General features: G+C 43.0%; 18 protein-coding genes. 6 read left to right on the plus strand and 12 right to left on the minus strand.

Annotated features, from left to right (window positions below; translation table 11 throughout):
• Positions 1 to 10 precede the first annotated feature (10 nt).
• Positions 11 to 1,003, plus strand: coding sequence for a hypothetical protein (locus tag IEX80_RS08060; RefSeq protein WP_188832600.1), 993 nt, complete (start codon positions 11 to 13; stop codon positions 1,001 to 1,003).
• Between the two features lie 333 nt (positions 1,004 to 1,336).
• Positions 1,337 to 1,825, plus strand: a complete 489-nt coding sequence (locus IEX80_RS08065) for a hypothetical protein (protein ID WP_188832601.1) — start codon at positions 1,337 to 1,339, stop codon at positions 1,823 to 1,825.
• A gap of 67 nt (positions 1,826 to 1,892) precedes the next feature.
• Here the strand turns inward: IEX80_RS08065 and IEX80_RS08070 are convergent, their stop codons facing one another.
• Positions 1,893 to 2,180 carry a hypothetical protein gene (locus tag IEX80_RS08070; RefSeq protein WP_090527010.1) on the minus strand — a complete coding sequence of 96 codons (288 nt, stop codon included), beginning with the start codon at positions 2,178 to 2,180 and terminating at the stop codon, positions 1,893 to 1,895.
• A 111-nt stretch (positions 2,181 to 2,291) separates the two neighbouring features.
• Here IEX80_RS08070 and IEX80_RS08075 point away from each other — a divergent pair, with 111 nt between their 5' ends.
• Positions 2,292 to 3,434 (plus strand): tetratricopeptide repeat protein, encoded by a 1,143-nt coding sequence (locus IEX80_RS08075; RefSeq protein WP_188832602.1) that lies wholly within the window; start codon positions 2,292 to 2,294, stop codon positions 3,432 to 3,434.
• On the opposite strand, the gene IEX80_RS08080 is transcribed toward IEX80_RS08075, so the two are convergent.
• Together IEX80_RS08080 and IEX80_RS08085 are read right to left on the minus strand one after the other, a co-directional pair.
• Entirely contained in the window at positions 3,431 to 4,015 is a 585-nt protein-coding gene (locus IEX80_RS08080; RefSeq protein ID WP_176627476.1) for a riboflavin synthase, read from the minus strand. The genes IEX80_RS08075 and IEX80_RS08080 overlap by 4 nt on opposite strands.
• 86 nt (positions 4,016 to 4,101) lie before the next feature.
• A complete protein-coding gene (locus IEX80_RS08085) occupies positions 4,102 to 4,599 on the minus strand; it encodes an SRPBCC family protein (protein WP_175489979.1) in 498 nt (165 codons plus the stop codon).
• A gap of 86 nt (positions 4,600 to 4,685) precedes the next feature.
• On the opposite strand from IEX80_RS08085, the gene IEX80_RS08090 reads away from it, so the two are divergent.
• A complete protein-coding gene (locus IEX80_RS08090; RefSeq protein ID WP_176627477.1) occupies positions 4,686 to 5,147 on the plus strand; it encodes an NUDIX hydrolase in 462 nt (153 codons plus the stop codon).
• Here the strand turns inward: IEX80_RS08090 and accC are convergent.
• From accC to IEX80_RS08115, 5 genes are all read right to left on the minus strand, one after another.
• Positions 5,144 to 6,628 carry an acetyl-CoA carboxylase biotin carboxylase subunit gene (gene accC, locus IEX80_RS08095; protein ID WP_188832603.1) on the minus strand — a complete coding sequence of 495 codons (1,485 nt, stop codon included), beginning with the start codon at positions 6,626 to 6,628 and terminating at the stop codon, positions 5,144 to 5,146. The two genes, IEX80_RS08090 and accC, sit on opposite strands and share 4 nt — an antisense overlap.
• Positions 6,629 to 7,223: 595 nt before the next feature.
• Positions 7,224 to 7,709, minus strand: a complete 486-nt coding sequence (locus IEX80_RS08100) for a c-type cytochrome (protein WP_090527645.1) — start codon at positions 7,707 to 7,709, stop codon at positions 7,224 to 7,226.
• A gap of 421 nt (positions 7,710 to 8,130) precedes the next feature.
• A complete protein-coding gene (locus tag IEX80_RS08105) occupies positions 8,131 to 9,123 on the minus strand; it encodes a Hint domain-containing protein (protein WP_139159967.1) in 993 nt (330 codons plus the stop codon).
• A 118-nt stretch (positions 9,124 to 9,241) separates the two neighbouring features.
• Positions 9,242 to 10,411, minus strand: coding sequence for a pyridoxal phosphate-dependent aminotransferase (locus IEX80_RS08110; protein WP_188832604.1), 1,170 nt, complete (start codon positions 10,409 to 10,411; stop codon positions 9,242 to 9,244).
• A 33-nt stretch (positions 10,412 to 10,444) separates the two neighbouring features.
• Entirely contained in the window at positions 10,445 to 12,028 is a 1,584-nt protein-coding gene (locus IEX80_RS08115; RefSeq protein WP_217633152.1) for a flavin monoamine oxidase family protein, read from the minus strand.
• A gap of 681 nt (positions 12,029 to 12,709) precedes the next feature.
• Here IEX80_RS08115 and IEX80_RS08120 point away from each other — a divergent pair.
• Together IEX80_RS08120 and IEX80_RS08125 are read left to right on the plus strand one after the other, a co-directional pair.
• On the plus strand, positions 12,710 to 13,066 hold the full coding sequence (locus tag IEX80_RS08120) for a BlaI/MecI/CopY family transcriptional regulator (protein ID WP_090526995.1): 357 nt from the start codon (positions 12,710 to 12,712) through the stop codon (positions 13,064 to 13,066).
• Positions 13,067 to 13,077: 11 nt separating this feature from the next.
• Positions 13,078 to 14,934: a M56 family metallopeptidase gene (locus IEX80_RS08125; protein ID WP_188832605.1), complete on the plus strand. Its 1,857-nt coding sequence runs from the start codon at positions 13,078 to 13,080 to the stop codon at positions 14,932 to 14,934.
• A gap of 116 nt (positions 14,935 to 15,050) precedes the next feature.
• Here IEX80_RS08125 and IEX80_RS08130 read toward each other — a convergent pair whose 3' ends face one another.
• The 4 genes from IEX80_RS08130 to IEX80_RS08145 form a co-directional block, all read right to left on the minus strand.
• Complete coding sequence (locus IEX80_RS08130) at positions 15,051 to 16,136, minus strand: DNA topoisomerase IB (protein ID WP_188832606.1); 1,086 nt, start codon at positions 16,134 to 16,136, stop codon at positions 15,051 to 15,053.
• A gap of 666 nt (positions 16,137 to 16,802) precedes the next feature.
• On the minus strand, positions 16,803 to 19,079 hold the full coding sequence (locus IEX80_RS08135) for a GH92 family glycosyl hydrolase (protein ID WP_188832607.1): 2,277 nt from the start codon (positions 19,077 to 19,079) through the stop codon (positions 16,803 to 16,805).
• 67 nt (positions 19,080 to 19,146) lie between these two features.
• The gene (locus IEX80_RS08140) at positions 19,147 to 21,264 is read right to left on the minus strand and encodes an alpha-L-fucosidase (RefSeq protein ID WP_188832608.1); all 2,118 of its coding nucleotides are present in this window, start codon (positions 21,262 to 21,264) and stop codon (positions 19,147 to 19,149) included.
• 16 nt (positions 21,265 to 21,280) lie between these two features.
• Positions 21,281 to 23,575 carry a family 20 glycosylhydrolase gene (locus IEX80_RS08145; protein ID WP_188832609.1) on the minus strand — a complete coding sequence of 765 codons (2,295 nt, stop codon included), beginning with the start codon at positions 23,573 to 23,575 and terminating at the stop codon, positions 21,281 to 21,283.

Genomic DNA, 23,575 nt, shown 5'->3' on the forward strand with positions numbered 1-23,575 from the left:
ATCTTAAAATTTGAAAAGGACAATTTCTGCTTTAGCCCTGTTTATTTTTATTGCCGTTGCTAATACGGCCTGTTCTACAACCCGCAAACATTTCCGCGATACGTCGGCAAGGTCATCCATGCTGGATACTTTAAAGTACGATTCGCTGATGAAAAAACTGGCCAACGGCGATAAAAGTGGTCGCTGGCCGGTAAAAACCAAAGAATATCCGCTTCCCGGAGCTATTTTACCATTTAACCGCATTGTAGCGTTTTATGGTAACCTCTATTCAAAAAACATGGGCGTGCTGGGCCAATACCCACGCAAAACCATGCTCAATAAATTAAAGGAAGAGGTAAAGAACTGGGAAAAGGCTGATACAGCTACTAACGTGGTACCTGCTTTACATTACATCTGCGTAACAGCCCAGGCCGATGCCGGTCGTAACGGTTTGCATAACCTTCGTATGCCATTCAGCCAGATAGATACAGTGATCAGTTGGGCAAAAAGTGTAAACGCGCTTGTATTTTTAGATATACAGGTTGGCTTCAGCACCGTACAAACAGAGTTACCTTTATTAGAAAAATACATGAAGATGCCAAACGTTCATTTAGGCATCGACCCGGAATTTTCTATGAAAGAAGGTAGCGTACCCGGCAAGCGCATCGGTACTTTTGATGCCGATGATATCAATTACGTAACCGGCTATCTGGCCAAACTGGTAAAAAAGAATGACCTCCCACCCAAAATATTTGTGGTACACCGGTTTACCAAACGCATGGTGACCAATTACAAAGACATTAAACTAAGGCCCGAAATACAGGTAGTGATGGACATGGATGGCTGGGGCGGCCCCGAACTAAAAAAAGGCACCTACAAATATTTTATTTCTGAAGAACCTGTGCAGTTCACCGGCTTTAAGCTTTTTTATAAAAACGACTTAAAGAACGAGCCACATAGAATGCTAACTCCAAAAGAGATATTGAGTCTAAAGCCTGCTCCTATTTATATCCAGTACCAGTAGTGATGAACTATAAGACTTACGAAGCTTTAAAAGCTTCGTAAGTTATAAGTTATTTAGTAATGGTAAAAGTTAACATTTTGGTTAAACTGGTTTCATATATTTAACCCATCTAAGCTTTATATATGAAACTTTTATTAAAGTATGTTTCTCTTTTTTCCTTTGTTATTTTAAGAAACTGTGCCTCGCTCAAAGCGGATTGCCCGCTGTTAACAATACATTTAACAAGCAAAACATGGACTTACAAATGAGTCAACAGACGCCTCTCGCTATGTGGAACTTTTGGAGTGATAACAACAAGGGTACAACAACCCGGAGTATACTTTCCTGGTAACGATGCGCAACGGCTCTAAAAAAGAAGTTAAGTCCAGAATTTACGTAGATGCCTATGCACACAAAAGTTATCTGCTGTTTGTTGACCAGTCGCTATCTAAAGCGGATACAAACAGGGAACAAGTAATATATCCGGAACAAACTATTGAAATAGCCCGAAACCTTACATCTCCATCAGCTGAAAAAAATGCCAATACTTTGCTCCCCCATTATTATGCAGGTATTGCTAAAGATAGCTGCTGGATGTTTAAATTTATAAGCGGCCCTATTAATGCATACTCGCTTTTAAGTGACCCCGAAGGGAAAATGTTCAATCCAAAATCCATCGTTGCTATACAGCTCAACAACGGGCCAATTGTTCAATATAACGAAGAAAATCTACGGGTTATGGTTGGTGACGATCTTGACGCAATTGAAAGCATCCAATGGAAAAATTATCTTCAGGCCATAAAAAGGTATAACCGGAATAGTGGAAAAATCAACAAAAAATAATAGTGCTTTAGTATTAACACAACTATAAAAAGAAAGGCCCCGGTTTCCCGGGGATTTTCTTTTTAACTTATTTTCCTAATGCTTCCTGTTCTTTCAGGGCTGCGATATTATTGCTATTGCTGAAGTTTTCAGTCTGATTAGCAAAATCCTCAAGGATAGCTGCAATAGTATCCAGGTTTTCGGATACGCGCTGGTGCATATCGGGCAGGTCCTTTTCAAGGCGTTTATCACCAAGTTCGATATTATCAACTTCTATTTTAGTTAACTTAGCAATAATAGCCTGCTGGCTGTTTTTCAAGTCTTCCAGTTCATGGACAATTTTTTCCATCAGTCCAAATTTCTTTAACTTATCCATAATGTGTGGTTTTAAGTATCACTTTACATTTTAACCACACCAATAAAAAATTGTTTCAGATTTGGAATTAACACCTATAACTAATAACTTAGTTCAACTAAATAATTAGTTATGAAAAATCTATTTATAACCCTATTCCTTATCCTACCAGTATCGCAATTATGCGCTCAGCAAGCCGCTAATGATTCGCTCCTGCTTGATTATTATCAAAACCAGCGTTTTGCCGACGCAGCAGATTACCTCAAAAAAATATATCCCGAGCCTGTTACCGACATAAAAGTATTGGCTAAACTGGCCTACACCTCCAAAATGGCCTCCCGTCTGCCCGATGCTGAAAACTATTATCAACGTATTTACGCTACTGATACCACCAGCCTAACTAACTTGTATAACATGAGTGAGATCATTAAAAGGCGCGGTAATAATAAAAAAGCGATCGTGTTTGTAAAGAAGATCCTGTTGAAAGATACCACCAACTTTGATGTGTATAAGCAACTGGCAGACCTGTCGCAAAATTTAGGCGATATAGAGGGGAGCATTGTATATCTGCAAAAAGCCAATAAGATCAATCCGCTTAACCCTGATGTAGCATATGACCTGTCGTCCTTCTTCATCAACCTTAAACTATATGGCAATGCTGAAAATATTATCGACAAAGCGCTTGCTGCCGATACTGCCAATTTGCTGCTCCTGAAAGGCAAGGCCCAGGCCTCGTACGCATTAAAAAGGTATCCGGTAACTATTGCTATTACTAAAAAACTGATGGATGCAGGTGAGCAGGCCGGCAGCATTGTATCCATGCTGGGCACCTCCTATTACATGACTGCCAATTATCCGGATTGCGTCAAAACATTCAAAACACTGGAGGACAACCAAACCGGTACCGAAGCTTCATTTTACTACACGGCAATGAGTTTTAAGGCTTTACATTATAACACTAAAGCTATTGTATATTTAGATAAAGCCATTGAGGAGGCAATATCTACCGGGGTAGGCTCTTACTACAGCGAAAAAGGGGATTCATACGATCGCCTGCATCAGCTTAAAAGCGCGGTTGAAGCATATCAGAAAAGTTTGTTGTATAAACCGGATCCAATCACTTATTACGCGCTTGCCACTTTGTATGATACCGAACTGAAGAATAAGGCAACAGCTATTAAGTACTATAAAAAGTACCTGGCAAGCAAGCCAAAAGAGTCACAAAAAACTTATATCGCTTACTCCAAACAGCGCATTAAATCATTAGGGATTTAGCGTTGCATCAAGCGGGCAACGTATTTGCCTATGATATCGAACTCAAGGTTAACCTGGCTGCCAACTTGCACATTGTGCAGGTTGGTATGCTCAAATGTATAAGGAATAATTGCTACAGAAAAGCTGTTGGCGTGCGAATTAACCACGGTTAGGCTGATACCGTTCACACAAATGGATCCTTTCTCTACGGTTACGTTGCCGCTTGCTGCATCATATTCAAAGGTATATTCCCAACTGCCGTCAAGTTCTTTAAACGCGGTGCAAACAGCCACCTGGTCAACATGGCCCTGAACAATGTGGCCATCGAGCCGGGCATTCATTTGCATGCAGCGTTCCAGGTTTACCGGGTCGCCAACTTTGAGCTGGGAAAGATTGGTTTTATTTAAGGTTTCCTCAATCGCGGTTACCACGTGCAAGCCATCGGCTAAAGCCACCACAGTAAGGCATACACCATTGTGCGCTACCGATTGATCGATCTTGAGCTCGTGCGATATAGCCGATTCTACTGTAATATTAAGGTTGCCTTTTTCCTGCTGCAGATCGGTGATCTTCCCTAAAGTTTCTATAATTCCTGTAAACATATGCTTCCCGGCCCGTTGAAAGGGGCTATTTTGATTGGCTCAAAGCTAAAATATTTTGCACTATGGTTTGTCAGCAGTAAATGAAATTATTTGAAACTTGAGAACAGGTCTTTACGCTTATTGCGAAGATCTTTGCCACCCTCCAATACCGATTTCAGATTGGCCAGATAAAATGTCCAGCCAAGTTGGCATTGCACATAAAGGTTTTTTTCGGGGTCTGCTTCCTCGGGGATGTTTTCCTGCACCAGTTCAACAATAACAACGCCCAGTTTAGCAGTGATAGATACACTCACTATACTACCGCCTGTAAAAGTAAATTTTATGAAATCGGCACCGTTGGCTTCCAGCACCTGCCCGTTTTCGGAAATGGTATCATCAAACCCATGCCAATGCCAGGTATAAGTATCCTCTTTTTTTATAAACTCCTGCGGTTCGCGCTGGCGGCCTGCTATGGCAAAAAAATCAGCCTTACGCAAAAACCAGGTTTCCAGGCCTTCGGGAGTAGCCCAGGCTTCATACATACTGCGTACGTCCGTATCAACATCAGCAGTTACTTTAAATTTGCTCCATCTGTTGTCTGCCATAATAATTGTATATCGGTTTGGGGCGTTTGTATCAAAAATAACAATTATAATTAAGCCTTTCATTAACTTGCCTTTAAATCTTAAACATGCCAAAGCAAAGCGCAGGGATCTTATTATACCGTAAAGCAGCTCATGGTTTGCAGGTATTTCTTGTACATCCGGGCGGGCCGTTCTTTAAAAACAAAGATGAAGGCTCGTGGTCGGTACCCAAAGGTGAATATCTTCCCGATGAAGATCCCCTCATGGCGGCAAAGCGTGAATTTCAGGAAGAAACCGGGCATGAAATAACCGGGGATTTTATTGCGTTGAACGCTATCAAACAAAAAGGGGGTAAAACGGTACTGGCCTGGGCTGTTGAAGGCAGTATTGATCCGGGAAATATCAAAAGCAATACATTTGAAATAGAATGGCCGCCTCGCTCAGGAAAAAAACAAACTTTTGATGAAATTGATCGTGCCGAATGGTTTGATATGGCGACAGCAAAAATAAAGATCAACCCTGCTCAGGCAGCTTTGATAGATGAACTGGCCGCGATCAACAATTATTAAATCTGCTTCCTGTTCTTGATCCAGTTGCTTGAGTTAGCTACCTCCACCGGGGCTGCAATTGAAACCCTTTTTTTGCTCAAGAGCTGTTCCATTACTATTGCTGCTACTATAGCTTCATCCTCGCGACTTTCGCGCAGCACCTCGGGCGAAAAATATTTTTTTACAAAATGGGTATCAAAATTACCAGAGGTAAAAGCTTCGTGCTGCATTACAAAACGGCCGAAACCGAGGGTGGTAGTAATACCGGTGATCTGATATTCATCTATAGCCCTTATCATCCGCTCAATTGCTTCAGCGCGGGTATCCGCAAAGGTTATCAGCTTGGCTATCATCGGGTCGTAGTAAATGGGAATCTCCATGCCTTGCTCAAACCCATCGTCAACCCGTACGCCGGGCCCTTTGGGTGTTATATAAGTTTGCAATGTACCAATATCGGGCAGGAAATTATTAGCCGGATCTTCGGCATAAACACGAAGTTCAATGGCATGACCCTGAATCTTCAGATCTTCCTGTTTAAAACAGATAGCCTCCCCCCTTGCTATTTTGATTTGCTCCTTTACCAGGTCAATGCCGGTTATCAGTTCAGTTACGGGGTGCTCAACCTGTAAACGGGTATTCATTTCCAGGAAGTAAAAATTCAACCCTTCATCCATGATAAATTCAACCGTACCTGCACCTGTATAATTTACAGACCGGGCTACATCAACCGCACAACGCCCCATCTTTTCCCTGATTTCAGGCGTTAATATTGCCGATGGAGCTTCTTCAACTACTTTTTGATGGCGGCGCTGTACCGAGCAGTCACGCTCAAACAGGTGCACGATATTACCATGCGTATCGCCAAGTACCTGGATCTCGATGTGTTTGGGGGATGATACATAGCGCTCAATGAAAACAGAGCCGTCGCCAAAAGCTGATGTAGCTTCAGATACCGCTAACTGCATCTGCTCTTCAAAGTCTGCCGGGCTTTCAACAATGCGCATCCCTTTACCCCCGCCCCCCGCAGCCGCTTTGATCAATATTGGAAAACCTACCTCAATAGCCCGCTTCTTAGCTTCGTTAACATCAGTAATGGCTTCCTCCGTTCCGGGGACCATCGGGATATTATACCTGAGTGCCGCAGCTTTGGCCGATAACTTGTTACCCATTACTTCCATGGCCTCGGGAGAAGGGCCAATAAGAATAAGTCCCGAATCCTTAACCAGCCTGGCAAAACCGGCATTTTCGCTCAAAAAACCATATCCCGGGTGGATACCTTCGGCCCCGGTTTGCTTACATGCAGCTATGATCTTTTCTCCAATAAGATAGGATTGACTGGATGGAGCTTCCCCGATATTTACAGCCTCATCGGCATAGCGCACGTGCAGGGCGTCCCGATCAGCATGTGAGTAAACCGCAACGGTTTTAATACCCATTTCGCGCGCCGAGCGCATAATTCGTAAAGCTATTTCACCACGGTTGGCAACCAGTATTTTCTGCATAAAACAAATGTAATTGATTTACACAAAAAGATACTACATACCCAATGCTTATAAAACGATTGAAATATTATTTGGGTGCCCACCTGTAGGTTTTACGGGAGCACTTATAACAGATATATTTTTTAAAGGGTAAACCCAACAATAAAAATTTGGCAAGGCTGCTCCGTTTGATACGGCTCAACCGGCTTTTGCAATTCCGGCAAAATAAATCGCTGGAATTTGTTGAGACATTAGCTTGCTCCTGTGGCTTAATCCGAAACTCAGCAGTCATTTATTAATTATGATAATATTAAAGGTTACAATAATCAGTCCCCGGTTTCATAAATCAACATTGCAAATTTGATCATAAATCAACCAGCAATTCCTAAATAAAACCAACGAATCTTTATCGTGTATAAAGATCGTTACCAAGCATGAATTTTTCATGAATACAGTTTGAAGCTATCTGTCAAAAAGGATAAATATTCAATAGTTAAATACAAAATCCTTAACCTAATTTTTACTTGCAGGTAAACACAGCTGATAATAACCCCTATAAAACAAAAATGCCCCTGGGATCACCAAAGGCATTTAATTATACTAATACGCTTGTTAATTATGGCTTAGTTGGCGCAGGGTTGCCCGGGGCAGGACCAGCAGGCGGCGGACCAGGCTGACCACCCGGACCTTTTCCGTCAGGTACCATAACCTCAGGATGAGCTGTACCACGGTGACAGGTATTGCAGTTAACACCACTTTGCATAATCATGCCTAAAGAATCCTTTTTGGCATGAAAATACTTCTGATTAATTTTGTTCATCATTTTATACATATCGCGCGCCATTGCTTTTTCAGGCTTGGCATCGCTTGCCCAATCCATCTTTTTAGTTTCTTCATTACGGGCATGGCAAAAGTTGCAATGTACACCTAATGAATGTTCCCAATCTTCCATAACCTTGTGCAGGTTCTCGCCCGAAATGTTTTTAGGCAAAACCTTAAGATTTTTAAAACCTTCGTCCTGTGGTTTAATGTTGGTCATGGCGCCAAACACTACTATGGATAGCAGACCGAGTGTAACTAATAATTTTTTGTTAACAGGCATAATTGTCATGTTTAAGTCATCTAAATTAAATCATTGGTTTTAATGTTGCAACATTTTTAAGCAAATGATTGAATTATTCACGGTAACTTCATTATTACAGAAGCATGTTTCCCGATAGTTAACCTGGCCGGACTACGCATTGCTGCCGACATTGTTAAGAAACTAAGTATTTTAGGAATAGCTTAAGGTTCCTCCACGAGTTTAAATTTGCTCACAAAATTGCTTGTCGTTTAAACAGCAAGTCGTCGTGTTTCGCCCCTCTGGGGGCAAAGGGCATTCTATAACTTTACGAGCTACAAGCCTTTTGCACCTTTGGTGCATCTGTCCTTGGGCAATTAATACATGTTTAATAAATTGTAAAATCCCCCAGAGGGGGAACAGGTTTGTAGAAATTGATTAAAGCAGAGAAGGGAATACTAAATTACTTTTGCATTACCATTACACCATTCATGAGCAGGGTGCTACCGCCATCGGCAACAATGTTATATACTCTTTGTACACCGCCCGCGTGTTCTGTTTTTTGCAGTACGGTGAAAGTTTCATATTTGCCGGTTAGCTCGTTCAGGCAAAGTACTTCCTGGCCGGTAGCTACCTCTCCTATTTTTATATTGCCCTGTTTGGTTAACATAGGGTGATTAGGTGTTGCCTGTAACACTTTACTATTCAGTTTTACCTGCCTGCCTTCGGCCGTGTTTTTTGTTTGGGCCGATACCAGTACCAGTTGCGTTAAAGCGTAGTTTTTGGCCTCATGTATGGTAAGCTCTTTTACTTTTACAGCTGCACTTTTTTTAGTCAACGGATCAACCGTTATTACCTCATCGCCACTTTTCACAGCTTTCAACATTTTTTTATCGCCATTGGCCATGGTAACCAGTTCTTCGCCAGGAAAACAGATATCATTGCCATAGGTAGCTGCCTCTTCCTTCAGATCCTTACCCGCGTTAAGTGCCTTATATTGTTGAAAGCTAACTTCCTTTGACAGCACGTACGACAGCTTCAGGATAAAGTTCTGCTCCACTTTGTTGATATTATCAATATCCTGAAAATACTGCTCCCAAACTTTAGCATCGGCAGTAAAATCGGGCACGAGGGCTTTGTAAAGCTTGCCTTTTTCGTTGGTATAAAACACCATCAGACCTATTTCCTGCATACCTTCTTTGGCAACCAGTTTATACAGGTCGATACGTTTTTTCAAGCCGTCGGCCCCGGTTATAAAATAAGGCTTACGGTTTTCATAACGGTCAAGTACGTAGGTATTTTCAAATTTAACGTAGGTGTCATTATCCAAATTAGCAATCGCGAATGATTGCGCCTTTTTATACTCATCCATAGTAAGCGGACGAGGGTTTACAGTTTGCGCCTGGGCAAAATACAATGAAGAGCTCAGTAATAGTGTTAATGTTAGTTTGTGCACTTTGTTTTAGAGATTAGAGGTTGGAGATTAGTGATTAGGGAATGGTCAGAAATTGAAAGTTAGGGTTATTTGTATAAAACTATTGAAACCTAACCTCCAATCTCTAACCTCCAATCACTTAAGATAACTGTTTAAACGCATCGGCAAAGGCTTCCATTTCGTCCATGCGGCCAATACTTACGCGGCACCAGTCTTTGCCGTTAAATTGCCAGTTACGAATGCCTACGCCGCGCTTCATCATTTCGCCGACAAATTTTTTGCCGTCCATTTTCAGCGGGAACATGACAAAGTTTGCCGATGAGGGGATGTATTCATATCCTTCTTTTTTAAGCACCGAGTACAGGTACTCCTTAGAAGCATTTGTTTTTTCCAGGGTTTCTTTCAGAAATGCTTCTTCGCGATAACCCGCTATGGCGGCGGCGAGTGTAGTTGCGCTAATACTCCAGGCCTGGGTAGTATATTTTTCAAATGTTTTGATGGTATCCGGCTGCGATATAATATACCCGAGCCTTAAGCCGGCAAAGCCATAAAGTTTTGAAAAGGTACGTGCAACTATCACATTATTACCCGATTTGACAGAACTTATCATACTTGCAGCCTTCGGATCAGGCAGGTAATCTATATAAGCCTCATCGACAAAAACGGTTGTTTTTTTTGACACCCGCTCGCAAAAGGCCTTTAACTTTTCGGTATCAACCACAGTAGCGGTTGGGTTATTGGGATTGCATATATAAACTAAACCGGTATTGTCATCAACCTTTGCTTCCATGGCGTCCAGGTCGAGTTTATAATCGACGGTCAGCGGCACTTTTACCCACTTTCCCTCAAGCGCCTGGGCCCTGCCTGGCAGGTCATCATATGAAGGGTCGCCGGTGATTACGCTTTTACCACCCTTAGTAAAATGCATGGCAGCCGCAAGTAAAAGCGGGGTTGAGCCTGCATCCATCAGTATATTATTTGAGTTTACGCCTTCGTACGCAGCAATTTTCCCATAAATCTGGGACAGCTGCATAAAAGGGTACTGATAACTTTTATCAATAGCATCCTGAATGGCTTTTTTAACAGTAACCGATGGACCAAACGGATTCTCGTTAGCAAGGAGCCTTGCTTTTAATTCAAAGCCTGCATTGGTAATAGCTTCCTGGTCGGTTAGGCCGCGGGTTAAGGGTTTAAATACACGGGCCGGCATGGCTGCCAGCTTACCAATTGTTCCTGAAAAAAGGGCCAGTCCCCCGGCCATAAATGCGCTGGATTTGATCCAGTTTCTGCGGTTAATTGTACTTGACATGGTGGTGGTATTTAATGTTTTTTTAACGTCGTTTTATTTTTGAACCGGGTATTGGGTACGCTGGTTGGTAACCCTTGCATGTACAGCGGCAACCGTGCTCCTGGCCGATTCAAAGGCACCGGCCATCCAGGCATTAAGGTATGTCAAATGCTCACCTGCAAAATATACCTGCTTATCGGGCTTTAACAGTACCGGGTATTGTGTTTTGCGGGTTTCTGTGGTATAAACCGCCCATCCGCCTAAATTATATTTTGTTTTATGCCAGCTTACCGAAAACGAGCTTTCAAACTCCTTGTCATATTGCGGGTGAATCAGCCTGCCTTTTTCCAGCGCGAACTTCTCCCTTTCGGCGTAGCCTAAAGCGCCGATCTTTTGCGCTTTTTCGTTAAAGTTGTAATATCCAATCAAGATACCCTTTTTTCCTAAATAATCATAGGATGGATAAAAAATCTGCGTTAAATCATTGTTAGTGTGCGTTATACCCCCGTATATATGTTCATCCTCCTCCCAAAACCTGCGTTTAAACTGCAGGCCAATCTTCCCGGTTTGGTTATAGCTGATATAATCAATAGCACGACTAACATCACCGCTGAAATTATTGCTGATATTGCTTAGTACCGGCAGCGGAATAGTGCAAATACACAGGTCGCCGTTTAAGGTATGCTCCCCTGTAGCGTCTTTATAAGTTATCTTAACACCATCAGGTACATTATTAATGGCAGTAACCTCCGCCCCCGTTTTTATTGACGGCGCCACTTTCTTTTCCAACGCTTTAGCTATCTGATCCATCCCACCCACGGCCTGAAACATGGTCATCTGCAGTTCGTAGGTATATTCGGCCACATTATAAAAATCGGGATCCATCAAACCTGAATGCAGCAGATCGGCCAGCTTATGCGGATCAGCAACTTTACCGGGCTTGTCGCCGGCTCCCGGCGTTTCGACATAACCCCGGCGTGCCGAAGCTTTGTACAGTTTATCAACATCCAATCCACCTTCGGCTTGCAGGTATTCGATGATCTTTTCGCCATCCTCTTTGGTAAAGCTGCTATCGAGACTACCGTGGTCAATGCTTTTAGCCAGCATTTCGGTCATGTATCCACGGATATCATTATGCACCTCCCTAACCTTTATCTTTTTGTTGGATAAAGGGCCTTTGCCTTCGGCAAAGTAATAAGCGCCTTCATTTACATTGTTATAAACCTGAATAGGCACCCCCAGCTCTTTACAGTAATGCAGCGTAAGCTCATGGTTGTGTGGTATGCGCGATGGGCCGGCATTGAAATATTGGCCGGCATCAAAACGGGCTGTAGCCGCAGGCTTATCAATTTCGGTATTGGTACTGCCGTTACGAATACTAAAGCAGCGACCGCCGGTGCGTTGCCGCGCCTCCAAAATGGTACATTGATAGCCGAGCTTACCAAGCTCATAGGCACAGGTCATGCCGGCTAACCCGGCCCCTAAAATAATAATGTGTTTGCCTTTGCCGCTGCCCTCAAGATTGAAAGCATGTGCTGGCGATGGTTTCAATAAGCCAAGGGCAAGCATAGCGGGATAAGCACCGCCAGCCAACATGGCACCTTTACTTAAAAAGTCCCTGCGGGTAATAGTTTTCAATAAGCGCGTATTTATGTTTTACAATCAACTCTGGTTTAAATATAGTTTTTTGTTTGCTTTTATGTTAAGCGTAAAACAACTTTTGTTACAGCTTTTATAAAATTAACAACGTTGTTTTGATGACCGGGGAATTTATGTTAAGATATGGTTGATGTTTTTGTCTGAACTCGAATTTTAGTCTGAATCAGAATTTTCAGAATTAATGAATTAACAAAATAACAGGCAAATTCAATAAATTATAACAATTGGTCTAACTCGGGTTCAGACAATTTCAAAGTAACATCCTGCCAATCCATTAATCCTAAAAATCATGGTTCAGATTAAGGGCGTTGCCTGCGGCCGGGCTTTCCGCTCATACGCCTGCAGGCCTTACGCTCATTGGCTGGTATCCGCTCCTCTCCCTAACGCATTTGTCTGAATCAGAATTTTCAGAATTATAAAATTTTCAGAATTGGTAATTTTCATGGAAGTAGCATTCAGTTAATTCTTAAATCTGTTAATTCTGATTAAGACAAGATTCTGTAAATTCTAAAATCCTGTTAATTCTGATTCGGACAACCTCCTAATCACTGATCTCCAATCACTAACCTCTCCTCCCAAACGTTAAATTCTGTTAAAAAGTTAAAATAAATTTGCATTACTACGAATAGTTCGTAGATTTACGAAACAATCGTAAAAACAATGGAAAAACTATCGCAACAAGAGGAAGAAGCAATGCAAGCGGTGTGGCAATCGGGCCCGGGATTTATCAAGGATTTTTTAGATCAGCTGGCCGAACCTAAGCCACCCTACACCACCCTTGCCTCGACCATAAAAAACCTGGAACGCAAAGGATTTTTGAAAAGCGAAAAATTAGGCAACTCGTTCCGCTACCTGCCCCTGATACAAGAAGAGGAATATAAAAAGCGCTTTATGAGCGGTTTTGTAAGCGACTATTTTCAAAACTCCTATAAAGACCTGGTGACGTTTTTTGCCAACGAAAAAAAGATCAGCGCTACCGACCTGAAAGAGATCATTAAACTCATTGAAAAACAATAAACCTTACAACCATGCCGGCAACATTTGTTTTTTTACTGAAAGTGAACATAGCCCTGCTATTGTTTTGCGCGGGCTATTACCTGGTGCTAAGGCCCCTCACCTTTTATACGCTTAACCGGATCTATTTGCTTGCAGCCATCCTGTTTGCCAGTATTTATCCACAGATCAATTTTTCGGCTTTTGTGCAGCGGCATGAGGAGCTGGCCAAACCTATGGAGCAGATAGCCATTAACTGGCAGTCGCCGGCTCAACTGGTGAACCAGCCGGTTCAAACATTTGATTACTGGTACTGGCTGAGCATTATTTTCTGGACGGGTGCCGGCTTGCTGCTCATCCGCCTGGCCTTACAGCTTTTTTCCCTTTTACGATTGTATAAAAACTCCAAACCTCAATACATAGGCGACCATTTAGTTAGGGTGATGGACAAAGACTCCGCCCCGTTTTCCTTTTGGCGAAGCATTTATGTAAACCCCGCCAAACATGAACCCGCCGATCTGAAATCAATCCTGCTGCATGAGCAGGTACACGTAAACCAGTGGCATACTGCCGATATTTTGTTAGCCGAGCTCAGCAGCATTTTCTACTGGTTTAACCCGGGCATCTGGCTTATTAAGCGGGCGGTAAGGGAAAACATCGAGTTTATTACTGATCGAAAGATCCTCAAAAACGGTATCGACAGTAAAGCATACCAATACAGTTTGGTTAATGTAAGCTTTAACAACAACCAACCCGGCATTGTAAACCATTTCAATATTTCAACTATAAAAAAACGGATAATCATGATGAACGCGAAAAGATCGTCGAAACTTAACCTCACCCGCTACGCTTTTGTAGTGCCGGCCGTTATGGCCCTGTTGCTGGTATTCAGCATTTCAAAAGCTGACTTTGCCAAACCGGTGAGGATCACCCTTGCCGCCGCGGTACAACCACTGGCCAGGATCATTAACATCAATGCAGACGAAATTCCATCTGCAAAACCGGTAAAAGCAGGTAAACCAATCCACAAAACACCTGCTGCAAAACCAATGGTTACACCGGCGGCCGTGCCTCAACCCTCACTTACACCATTAATAGCTATCGCGCCAATGGCCGCCAAACCGGATACTAATAAAGAGCTAAAGATATCTTTTGCATTCATTAAAAAAGATTCTTTGGTATTTGTGATAAATGGCGTGGTATCTACCAGTAAAACCCTCGATCCGACAAAAATCGAGAACATGTATATACTTACCGGCGATAACGCCCGGAAGTTTGTAAAAATTGATGATGACAAACCTGTTAAAGTTGCTTACATAATTACTAAAGACGCTCCTAATAAGGAGGAGCTCGAAAAAGATGTACCCAACGTTACTTTTAAAAAGGTTAACACCAACCTAAGCGGCTATACTGTGCTAAATGACAATGACAATATTAACGTAGTAACTGTTGGTCCGGTTAGTAAAAGTGTTGGTAAAACTTACAGCAATGTAAGAACTTACATTTCAAAAAACACTGCCAGCTCATCAAGCGGAACTGGCAGTAGCAGCATAACCATAAACGGCGTAAAAGCTAAACCAACGGCCCTTTCATACAGCATAAAATCCGATGATGACGCGATAGTGGCAAATGGAGGCGATGTGGTTGTTACCGGCTACGGCAAAAAAGCAAACGTTAAGGCGTTAAACGTAAACGGAATGAGCATTATGACTAATGGCGATAAAGACCCATTAATTGTAATAGACGGTAAAACCAGTTCCACAGAAGCCTTTAAAAAACTTAATCCCGACAAAATAGAAAGCATTTCGATATTGAAAGGCGATGACAGTACGAAAAAATACGGCGATAAAGCCAAAGACGGTGTAGTAGTGATTACCACCCGTAAAAAGTAAAGTAATTGGTTGATTAAGTTGGATTAGGTGAGTAGTTTTATTTCGATAAGATAAGATCAGTTAATATTTAATAGAAATAACCACTCCTCTTAAGCAACTTTAAACATAATCAACCTTCAACTGGCCTCGGCCAGTTTTTCCGTTTCCAGCAGGTTGAGTAAGGCTTTCTCAGCAATATTAAGTTCGGCGGCTTTTACCTCTTCGCGTTCATCAAGCTGGCTGATATACTTAAAAATGGTGCCTTCTTCATAACTTTTAATAACCGATGGGTGCACGTAGTACTTTTTACAAACAGTACGCGTGTTCCCAAGGTTTATAGCAACTTCATCCAAAACGCTCACAATCTTCTTTTTGCATTCGGTTATACTATTAAACTCCCCGGCTTCTTTAAAGGCGTATAGCGCACTCACACTGCCGGCCCAGGTACGGAAATCCTTGGCTGTAAAATCCTCGCCGGTTATTTCGTGCAGGTAATTATTGATATCGCCTGAACCAACACTGCAACGGGTTCCATCCTCATTATAGTATTGAAAAAGCTCTTTTCCCGGAATATCCCGGCATTGCTTTACTAAACGGGCCAGCTTACGGCTCTGGAGCGATACTTTGTGAAACACCCCTTTTTTACCTTTAAACTCAAATCGTAAATTAGAACCTTCAACCTTTACATGCCTGTTTTGCAAAGTTGTTAAACCAAATGATCCATACAACTTTTTGTACGACTCATTCCCTACCCTGATACTTGTCAATTCCATTAACCTTACCACAAGTGCCACTACCTTTTCATGACCAAGATCACGTCTTGCCAGATCTTTATCTACCTGCTCACGAATTGCCGGTAAGTGCGCGGCGAAAGACTGCATGCGATGATATTTGGATTGATTGCGGATCTGGTTCCAATAGGTGTGGTAACGGTATTGTTTGCGCCCAGCGGCATCTGTACCGGTAAATTGCAGGTGACCGTTGTCATAAGGCGAGATCCAAACGTTGGTATATGCCGGCGGGATCACCAGTTTATTGAACCTTGTTATTAACTCTTTGTCTTTTATCAGATTACCATCCGCATCATAATAGCTCCAACCCTTGCCCGATTTTTTGCGGGTATAACCTGGTGATGAATCAGAAACATAACGCAGGCCGACTGCCTTTGCAGTGATCTTGGGATCGCGGCCAATTTTTTCGAGCTTTTTGAGGAGACGGTTCATGCTGGGATAACATACCGAACGGGGATTAAGTTTTAATTAGGAATTTATCATATGGAGATATTTCCGCAAGGTCAAGCGTGCTAACACCGGCCACAAGCTGAATTATTGCAAATCTTTCGCGTAACCCCTACATCTTATTAAACAATTGACAATCAATAACTTATTTTAATAATTTTCAAATTATGTTAACCCTGTTAACCCCCTCCTGCTGCCTGTGTTATCATGCTATCGCATAATTTGATAAATCCTGTTTCATTGGAAAAGGTAAGCAGCCTGCTGGTGCGGTGATAATACCATAAGTGTTCGGAAGAAATAACAGAGCGTGGGACTGTGCGACTCCCTCCTTTGGGAGGGTGCAGGGAGGGGTTTCATTGACGTACTTATTCGTTTGAAATAGCGGATAAACCCCTCCCTGCCACCGCACATTTCCAACACACCCCTCCCAAGGGGGGAATTTGAAATCTTCCGAACACTCATAGTGATAACACCGACCACGCGCAAAAATTAAAAAGGGATGCCGCCGGGCATCCCTTTTTAATTCAATAAACTCATGTCATTGCTGTAAGGTACGAAGCAATTGCATGCTGTACATGGCGGCTCTGCTTCCGTGCGATTGCCGCGCTACGCTCGCAATGACGTAGCAAGATGATCTACTTCCAAGAGGATCTACTTCAACACCGAGACCGCTTTGTTAGCTTCCCCAACGCCCCAAACAGTACCGGGCTTATCGCCCATGGTAATTACCAGTTCACCGCCTTGCATCACATCAGTGTGCTTGATATAAGTTTTGGTGTAATTAGCTCCATTAAGCGTCATGGCCTGGATATACTTATTTTTAGGGCCATTATTTTTAACTACTACATGGAATTTCTTGTTTCCCTGCAATTGCAGTGTAGCCTCGTTAACCACCGGGCTGCCAAATACGTACAGGCCGTTAGCCGGGTTAACCGGATAAAAACCAACTGCGGATAACACGTACCAGGCCGACATCTGGCCAACATCTTCGTTACCGATAATACCATCTGGTTTATCTGTATAAAAATCATCAAGGATGAACCTTACCTTTTCGGCTGTCTTCCATGGCTTGCCTGAGTAAGCATAATAGTAGCTCATCGGGTGGCTTGGCTCGTTACCGTGGGCATACTGACCTATCAAACCAGATACATCCGGCGATTTAAATTTACCCATATCGCCTTGCGCAATAAATAATGAATCGAGCTTGGTATTGAATTTATCAACGCCACCCAGCATATCAATCAAACCTTCCACATCCTGCGGAACAAGGAAGGTATATTGCCAGCCGTTGCCTTCGGTAAAGTCGCCGGTTTCATGGATAGAAATGAACGGGCTGTAAGGTGTACGCCATGCATCCTGCGATAAACGGCCACGCATGAAGCCTGCTTTGGCGTCATAGTAGTTTTTGTAATAAGCGCCGCGTTTGCTGAAGTAAGCATAGTCTTCTGTTTTGCCTAATTTTTTGGCTACCTGTGCCAGGCTCCAATCGTCAATGGCATATTCAAGACCCATTGAAACTGATTCCCGGCTACTATCTGCCGGGATATAACCATATTTTTTCACATATTTGATACCACGGTCATCGCCCATAGCGGTGGTTTTCATGGCCTCGTAAGCTAAATTGGCATCAAAGCCTTTATAACCTTTTAAGAGAGCATCGGCTACAACAGGTACTGCGCTGTAGCCCACCATACAATTGGTTTCATTAGCCATCAAATGCCAAACCGGCAAACTGCCCTGTTGCTGGTAGATAGCCAGCATAGAGTTGATCATATCATTCACATGCTCCGGGTGGATAATGGTTGACAACGGGTTGTTGGAGCGATACGTATCCCATAATGAAAAGGTGGTTACATTATTGAAACCTTCGTTTTTGTGCACCTTTTTATCGGTTCCCCAGTATTCGCCATTTACATCGTTAAAAATAGACGGCGCTATCATAGTGTGATAAAAAGCTGTATAAAACTTCTTCATCTGAGACAATGAATCAGCTTTGATCACAATTTTCTGGAATTGCTTATTCCAGGCTGCATCGGCATCTGTAACAACTTTATTGAAATCCCAGCCCGGGATCTCCGCCTTAATATTAAGCATGGCATTTTCTGCGCTTACCGGCGAGATTCCCACTTTAGCATAAACCACTTCACCTTTGGTGGTAGTAAAACTGATTACGCCTTTTACCTTTTCCCCTTTTAGCTCAGTACCTTTAACGTTGGCCGTACTGTCATAAACCGCGAAAATTTTAATGGGCTTTGAAAACACGGCAGTAAAGTAAATACGCTGATCATCTGCCCAGCCTTTGGAAAAGCGGTAGCCGCAAATGGTATTCTTGTCAACCTGTTTAATATAGGTTTCCATTGGCCTGTCCCAGCCGATGCCTTCCTGCAAATCAATAAGGATGTGAGCATCTTTTGACGCCGGGAAAGTGTACTTATGCATACCAACACGGGTACTGGCAGTAAGCTCAACGCCGATATCATATTTTTTAAGCTTTACTTTATAATATCCGGGTTTTACAACCTCATCCTTGTGGCTGAATAGCGATACATAACCACTTTTTAAATTCTTGTTGCTGCCTTTGTATACGTTGATTGGCCCGGTTGTTGGCATGAAGGAAATATCGCCTAAATCGCCGATACCGGTACCGCTAAGGTGTGTATGCTGAAAGCCGATAATGGTTGAATCGGAAATGTGATAACCAGAGCACCAGTCCCAACCTTCAGATATATTGGTTGGGCCTAACTGCACCGCACCAAAGGGAACGCTTGCACCAACAAAAACGTGACCGTGGAAACCGGTACCGATATATGGATCGACATATTGCGTTAAACCACTCACCTTTTTCATAGGCTGCGATTGGTGCCTTTGTGCCTGAGAGCTTAAATTAACCAAGGCCAGTAAACTGGCCAAAACGAGTTGCTTTTTCATTCTTTATTTAAATGATGGTATTGAGGCTTATTTTGTTGCCAATTAAACCTCAATACTTGATAGATTATTAATAAACGCTTAATTCGGCTACGGTAATACCATTGCCTGCAATTACATGTGCGGCTTCAAATTTTAAATAACGTGCGCTAACCTCCTGCTTTAATGCTACAGGCTGCTCAATTGGATTCGATTTGATATTTGAGAATTCGCCCGATGCCACCTTTTCCCAGGTTTTGCCATCTTTACTGACATAAAACACATAGCTATCAACAATGCCCTCGGCCTGTTTATCCTGCCTTGGCAAATAGCCAAATGCTTTTATCTTTTGCTCTTTACCCAAATCAACGCTGATCTGCTGCGGGAATTGCGCATCTTCTTTTTTCAGCGTGCTATAAAGGCTGCCGGTATTTTCATCAAAGGCATTTTCGGCCTTGTTCCATTGGTCATTAGCCGCAGTGGCATCCAGTACTTTCCAATTGGTTTTAGCAAAGCCGAATGATGCATAAGCGCTTTCACTTTGTTGATTTTTACCTTCAAAGCTCCGGGCTTTTACTACTCCGCCCTCATTAAGCACAAACGGCTTAGTATAAACCGGAGAGCTCGATGTTGGCTCATGCCCGTCAAGCGTATAGCGTATAGCGCTTACCGGCGCTTCGGTGGTAATACTAATCTCTCCTTTTTTATTGCGTGATACTTTTGGTGCTGTTAAATGCACCGGCTCTTTATATATCCCGAAATCACTCAATGCAATTGCCACCGGCGAAGCAGTAACCCTCAACCTCAGTTTGCTTGCGGTGATATTTTGGGTTAAGCGGATAAGCCTGTTACCGCCAATGCTGGTAGCTTCGCCTATTTGCTCCCATTTGCCATTTAAATAAGCATCCACGGCAACGGCTTCAATACGCTGCCCAAGCTTAATATTTTCGCGCAGGCGGATCACGTTAAATGTTTTTGGCGAATGCAGGTCGATAGTTAAAGTTGGGGTAGTTACTTTATCGTCAGTTGCCCAATAGCTGTAACGGTTGTCATCTACTAAAAACTGCGGACCGAACTTGGCTTTGTTACCGCCACGCACATTACTTGCAGTAAGCGTAGCGCCTTTTGCCAAATTAACCGCGAAGGTTTGTTTAAGCAGGTTGCCGAACTCGGTTAATGATTTAACATCAATTTCATTAATAATACCACGAGGATCGGGAGATAAACCCAAATCAAGCGCTGCACCACGGCCTACGCTTTTATAATAAAGATCAAGCAAGGTATAAGGCGATTTTACACCTTCATCCTGCGTTTTATGGTAAAACCATCCGGGGCGTAACGATACGTCGCACTCGGCAGGCATCCAGTATCTGCCGTTGCGGGTACCTTCAGTGCCTTCGTAGTCTTTCACATAACCATTGGCGGGAACTTTCCCTTCATCAGGTGCATGTGGCGTGTAAGTAGCCCAGCAGGTTTCGCCCGCATGGCCTTCCTCATTGCCTACCCAACGCACATCCGGGCCAACATCGCCAAATAAAACAGCATTTGGTTGTAATTTGCGGGTAATGGCCCAGGTAGTATCCCAGCCATAATAAGTTGAGCGGTCAATTTTTCGTACTTCGCGCTTGCCGCCATAGTAACCATCGCCGCCATTGGCACCATCATGCCATGAAATAAACAGTGGACCGTAATTGGTATACAGCTCTTTCAATTGCGCACGATAGGTCTTTACATATTCTGCAGTACCATAATTAGGATTATTCCTGTCCCATGGCGAGCAGTAAACACCCAGTTTCATGCCGAGTTTATCGCAAGCTTCGCGATATTCTTTCAGCATATCGCCCTTACCATTTTTATAAGGGCTTTTGGTGATATTGTGCTCCGTAGTTTTAGTTGGCCAAATACAAAAACCATCGTGGTGTTTGGCAACCACAACTACACCCTTAAAACCGCCGGCTTTTGCGGCTGCCACAATCTGCAGTGCACTAAACTGCGATGGGTTAAAAATCTTTGGGTCTTCATCGCCAAAGCCCCACTCCTTGTTGGTATAAGTATCAACGCCGTAATGGATAATGCAATACATCCCGGTTTCCTGCCAGTTAAGCTGCCCTTGTGTAGGCAATACGCCATAAGGTTTAGGAGCAGTTTGGCCGAAACCGTTTAAACCGGCCGTAAGTAATAATAAGGCAATGCCTGTAAACTTCTTCATAATTGGTATCAGATAATTAGTTTTTGAACCATGATGACGGCACATCCTGTGGGGCCGAGCCATTAACACTATATTTCAGCAACAGCTTAAAGCCGCCACCGCCTTCAATAAAATCAAGCTTAAATGGATGCGCACCCATTTTTAGGGCAACCTGTCCGCTGCGTTCCTGCGCCGAGTGATTACCATCGTTATCTACAACGGTTTTATCACCAATGTACAGTACCCCGCCATCATCGCAGGTTAAATAAAAGCTGTAAATACCGTCAGTTGGCACATCTATATAGCCTTTGTAAGTGATTCCAAATGACGGAGCTTTAACCGTCGCAGGTACTTCTATTTTATCAGTACTAAACGTGCTGTCAACCTTTGCATTTTGCATTAACGCAGTCTTTTTAAAGAAAGCCTTATAATAAGTAGCTGTAAGCCCGGGTTTAGGTGGAGCAATTTTTACCGGACCAAGCATTTGCTGTTGTGTGTAGTTCAAATTATAAACATCACCACGTGTCCCGGTTGGTGTAAACGCGGCAACCCTTACCAATTCCGACTTTGAAATAGTTAATGGAGATGGCAATACAGGTGATTTAGCATCTGGCAAAGTACCATCGGTAGTATAGCGGATAGTCAAGCTTGGTAATGGAGACGCGATGCTTAGCTTGCCTTCATCGGTGAAAACATACTGGTTAAGCAAATTTGGCAGATCGGGCAAACGATAATTGATCTTCATAGCGTCCATTCTTTTATATTGTTGAGTTAAACGCTGCAGATATGAATCGTATTCACTTTCCTTATGCGTCCACAGCATTTCAGACAATGCGGTTAAACGTGGCATATACATATAATCGGCACGTTTTTCTGAAGGAATCATTTCTGACCAGAGATTAGCCTGCGCACCAATGATTGATTTTGCTTCTTCGGCATTCAGCACTTTAGGCACCGGGTTAAAATGATACACTTTGCTAACAGAATACTGATCGGGCTGATTATCAAAATAAAGAGGTTCGCCGGGCGTCATGACCACGGTATTACCATTCTTAACAGCTTTAACCGGTGCATCAGGTACCCAGGTACGCCAGTACATGATAATAGCTGTAGGGCTAATACCACCTTCAATCACCTCATCCCAACCAATCAACTTACGACCTTTGGAATTGAAGAATTTCTCCATACGGTTAATAAAATAACTGTGCAAGCCGGCCAGGTCTTTAATACCTTCTTTAGCCATCAGGGCTTTACAAGCATCTGATTTGCCCCAATTGGTGCGATCAACCTCATCGCCGCCAATGTGGATATATTTTGACGGGAAGATCTGCATGATCTCGGTAAACACATTCTCGGCAAACTCAAAGGTGCTTTCGTTACACGGGCAGATTGGTTTGGTGAACAATTCGCCCCATTTATTTTCGCCATCGCAGGTTAAAAAGGGATATGAGTTAATGGCAGCCATCATGTGCCCCGGCATGTCAATTTCCGGAACGATATCGATATGTCTTGCTGTGGCATAAGCTACTACACCTTTCATCTCGTCCTGGGTATAAAAACCACCGTACATGGTTTTACCGTTTTTTTGAACGATGTGCTCTTTATCGATCACAAAATCGGGATTATCCTTAGCCTTTTTCATACAGGCCGAGTCCTGGTTATTGAACGTACGCCATGCACCGGCTTCGGTAAGCAGCGGGTATTTTTTTATTTCGATGCGCCATCCCTGGTCGTCAGTTAAATGGAGGTGCAGCTTGTTCATTTTATACAAAGCCATCCTGTCAATAAACTTTTTCAGGTAGCTAACCGAAAAAAAGTGCCTCGATACATCCAAATGCATACCGCGCCATTCGTAAACAGGTGCATCCTCTATAGCAACAACCGGCAATGACAATTGCTTTTGCACCACTCCCGCTTCAACGCCCACTGGTAATAATTGGCGAATGGTTTCTACCGCATGAAACACACCTGCCGGATCTTTCGCGCGGATAACCACCTGCTCTTTAGTAACACTCATGCGATAAGCTTCGGGAGTAGTTATGCTTGCATCATAAACAAGATTTATGGCGTGGGCTTTCTTTACCTTGCTCACTTCAATAGGCGTACCTAAACCTTTGCGCAACAAATCCTTCAAGGCATAAGCTTCGGTATTAAAAGCGCCGGCATTTACAATAGCCGTTTTAGAGGTGATAGTAAATGAGCCCTCTCCCGCAGTTAATTGGGCAGGATAAGGTATCAACGGAAATTTCGACGCCGTTTCCTGGGCATTAACACCACTTGTACAGGCAAGCAATAATGCTGCAGCCGACAAATATTTTGAAATAGTCTTCAT

This window comes from Mucilaginibacter rubeus (assembly GCF_014643835.1).
Classification (GTDB): domain Bacteria; phylum Bacteroidota; class Bacteroidia; order Sphingobacteriales; family Sphingobacteriaceae; genus Mucilaginibacter; species Mucilaginibacter rubeus.

What these genes read in the sequence shown, in the direction of transcription:
- IEX80_RS08125 (WP_188832605.1), top strand. Translation starts at nt 13,078, where the DNA reads ATGCCGGCAACATTTGTTTTTTTACTGAAAGTGAACATAGCCCTGCTA.
- IEX80_RS08110 (WP_188832604.1), bottom strand. Translation starts at nt 10,411, where the DNA reads ATGTCAAGTACAATTAACCGCAGAAACTGGATCAAATCCAGCGCATTT.
- IEX80_RS08135 (WP_188832607.1), bottom strand. Translation starts at nt 19,079, where the DNA reads ATGAAAAAGCAACTCGTTTTGGCCAGTTTACTGGCCTTGGTTAATTTA.
- IEX80_RS08070 (WP_090527010.1), bottom strand. Translation starts at nt 2,180, where the DNA reads ATGGATAAGTTAAAGAAATTTGGACTGATGGAAAAAATTGTCCATGAA.
- IEX80_RS08065 (WP_188832601.1), top strand. Translation starts at nt 1,337, where the DNA reads ATGCGCAACGGCTCTAAAAAAGAAGTTAAGTCCAGAATTTACGTAGAT.
- IEX80_RS08080 (WP_176627476.1), bottom strand. Translation starts at nt 4,015, where the DNA reads ATGTTTACAGGAATTATAGAAACTTTAGGGAAGATCACCGATCTGCAG.
- IEX80_RS08145 (WP_188832609.1), bottom strand. Translation starts at nt 23,575, where the DNA reads ATGAAGACTATTTCAAAATATTTGTCGGCTGCAGCATTATTGCTTGCC.
- IEX80_RS08120 (WP_090526995.1), top strand. Translation starts at nt 12,710, where the DNA reads ATGGAAAAACTATCGCAACAAGAGGAAGAAGCAATGCAAGCGGTGTGG.
- IEX80_RS08085 (WP_175489979.1), bottom strand. Translation starts at nt 4,599, where the DNA reads ATGGCAGACAACAGATGGAGCAAATTTAAAGTAACTGCTGATGTTGAT.
- IEX80_RS08100 (WP_090527645.1), bottom strand. Translation starts at nt 7,709, where the DNA reads ATGCCTGTTAACAAAAAATTATTAGTTACACTCGGTCTGCTATCCATA.
- IEX80_RS08140 (WP_188832608.1), bottom strand. Translation starts at nt 21,264, where the DNA reads ATGAAGAAGTTTACAGGCATTGCCTTATTATTACTTACGGCCGGTTTA.
- IEX80_RS08130 (WP_188832606.1), bottom strand. Translation starts at nt 16,136, where the DNA reads ATGAACCGTCTCCTCAAAAAGCTCGAAAAAATTGGCCGCGATCCCAAG.
- accC (WP_188832603.1), bottom strand. Translation starts at nt 6,628, where the DNA reads ATGCAGAAAATACTGGTTGCCAACCGTGGTGAAATAGCTTTACGAATT.
- IEX80_RS08090 (WP_176627477.1), top strand. Translation starts at nt 4,686, where the DNA reads ATGCCAAAGCAAAGCGCAGGGATCTTATTATACCGTAAAGCAGCTCAT.
- IEX80_RS08075 (WP_188832602.1), top strand. Translation starts at nt 2,292, where the DNA reads ATGAAAAATCTATTTATAACCCTATTCCTTATCCTACCAGTATCGCAA.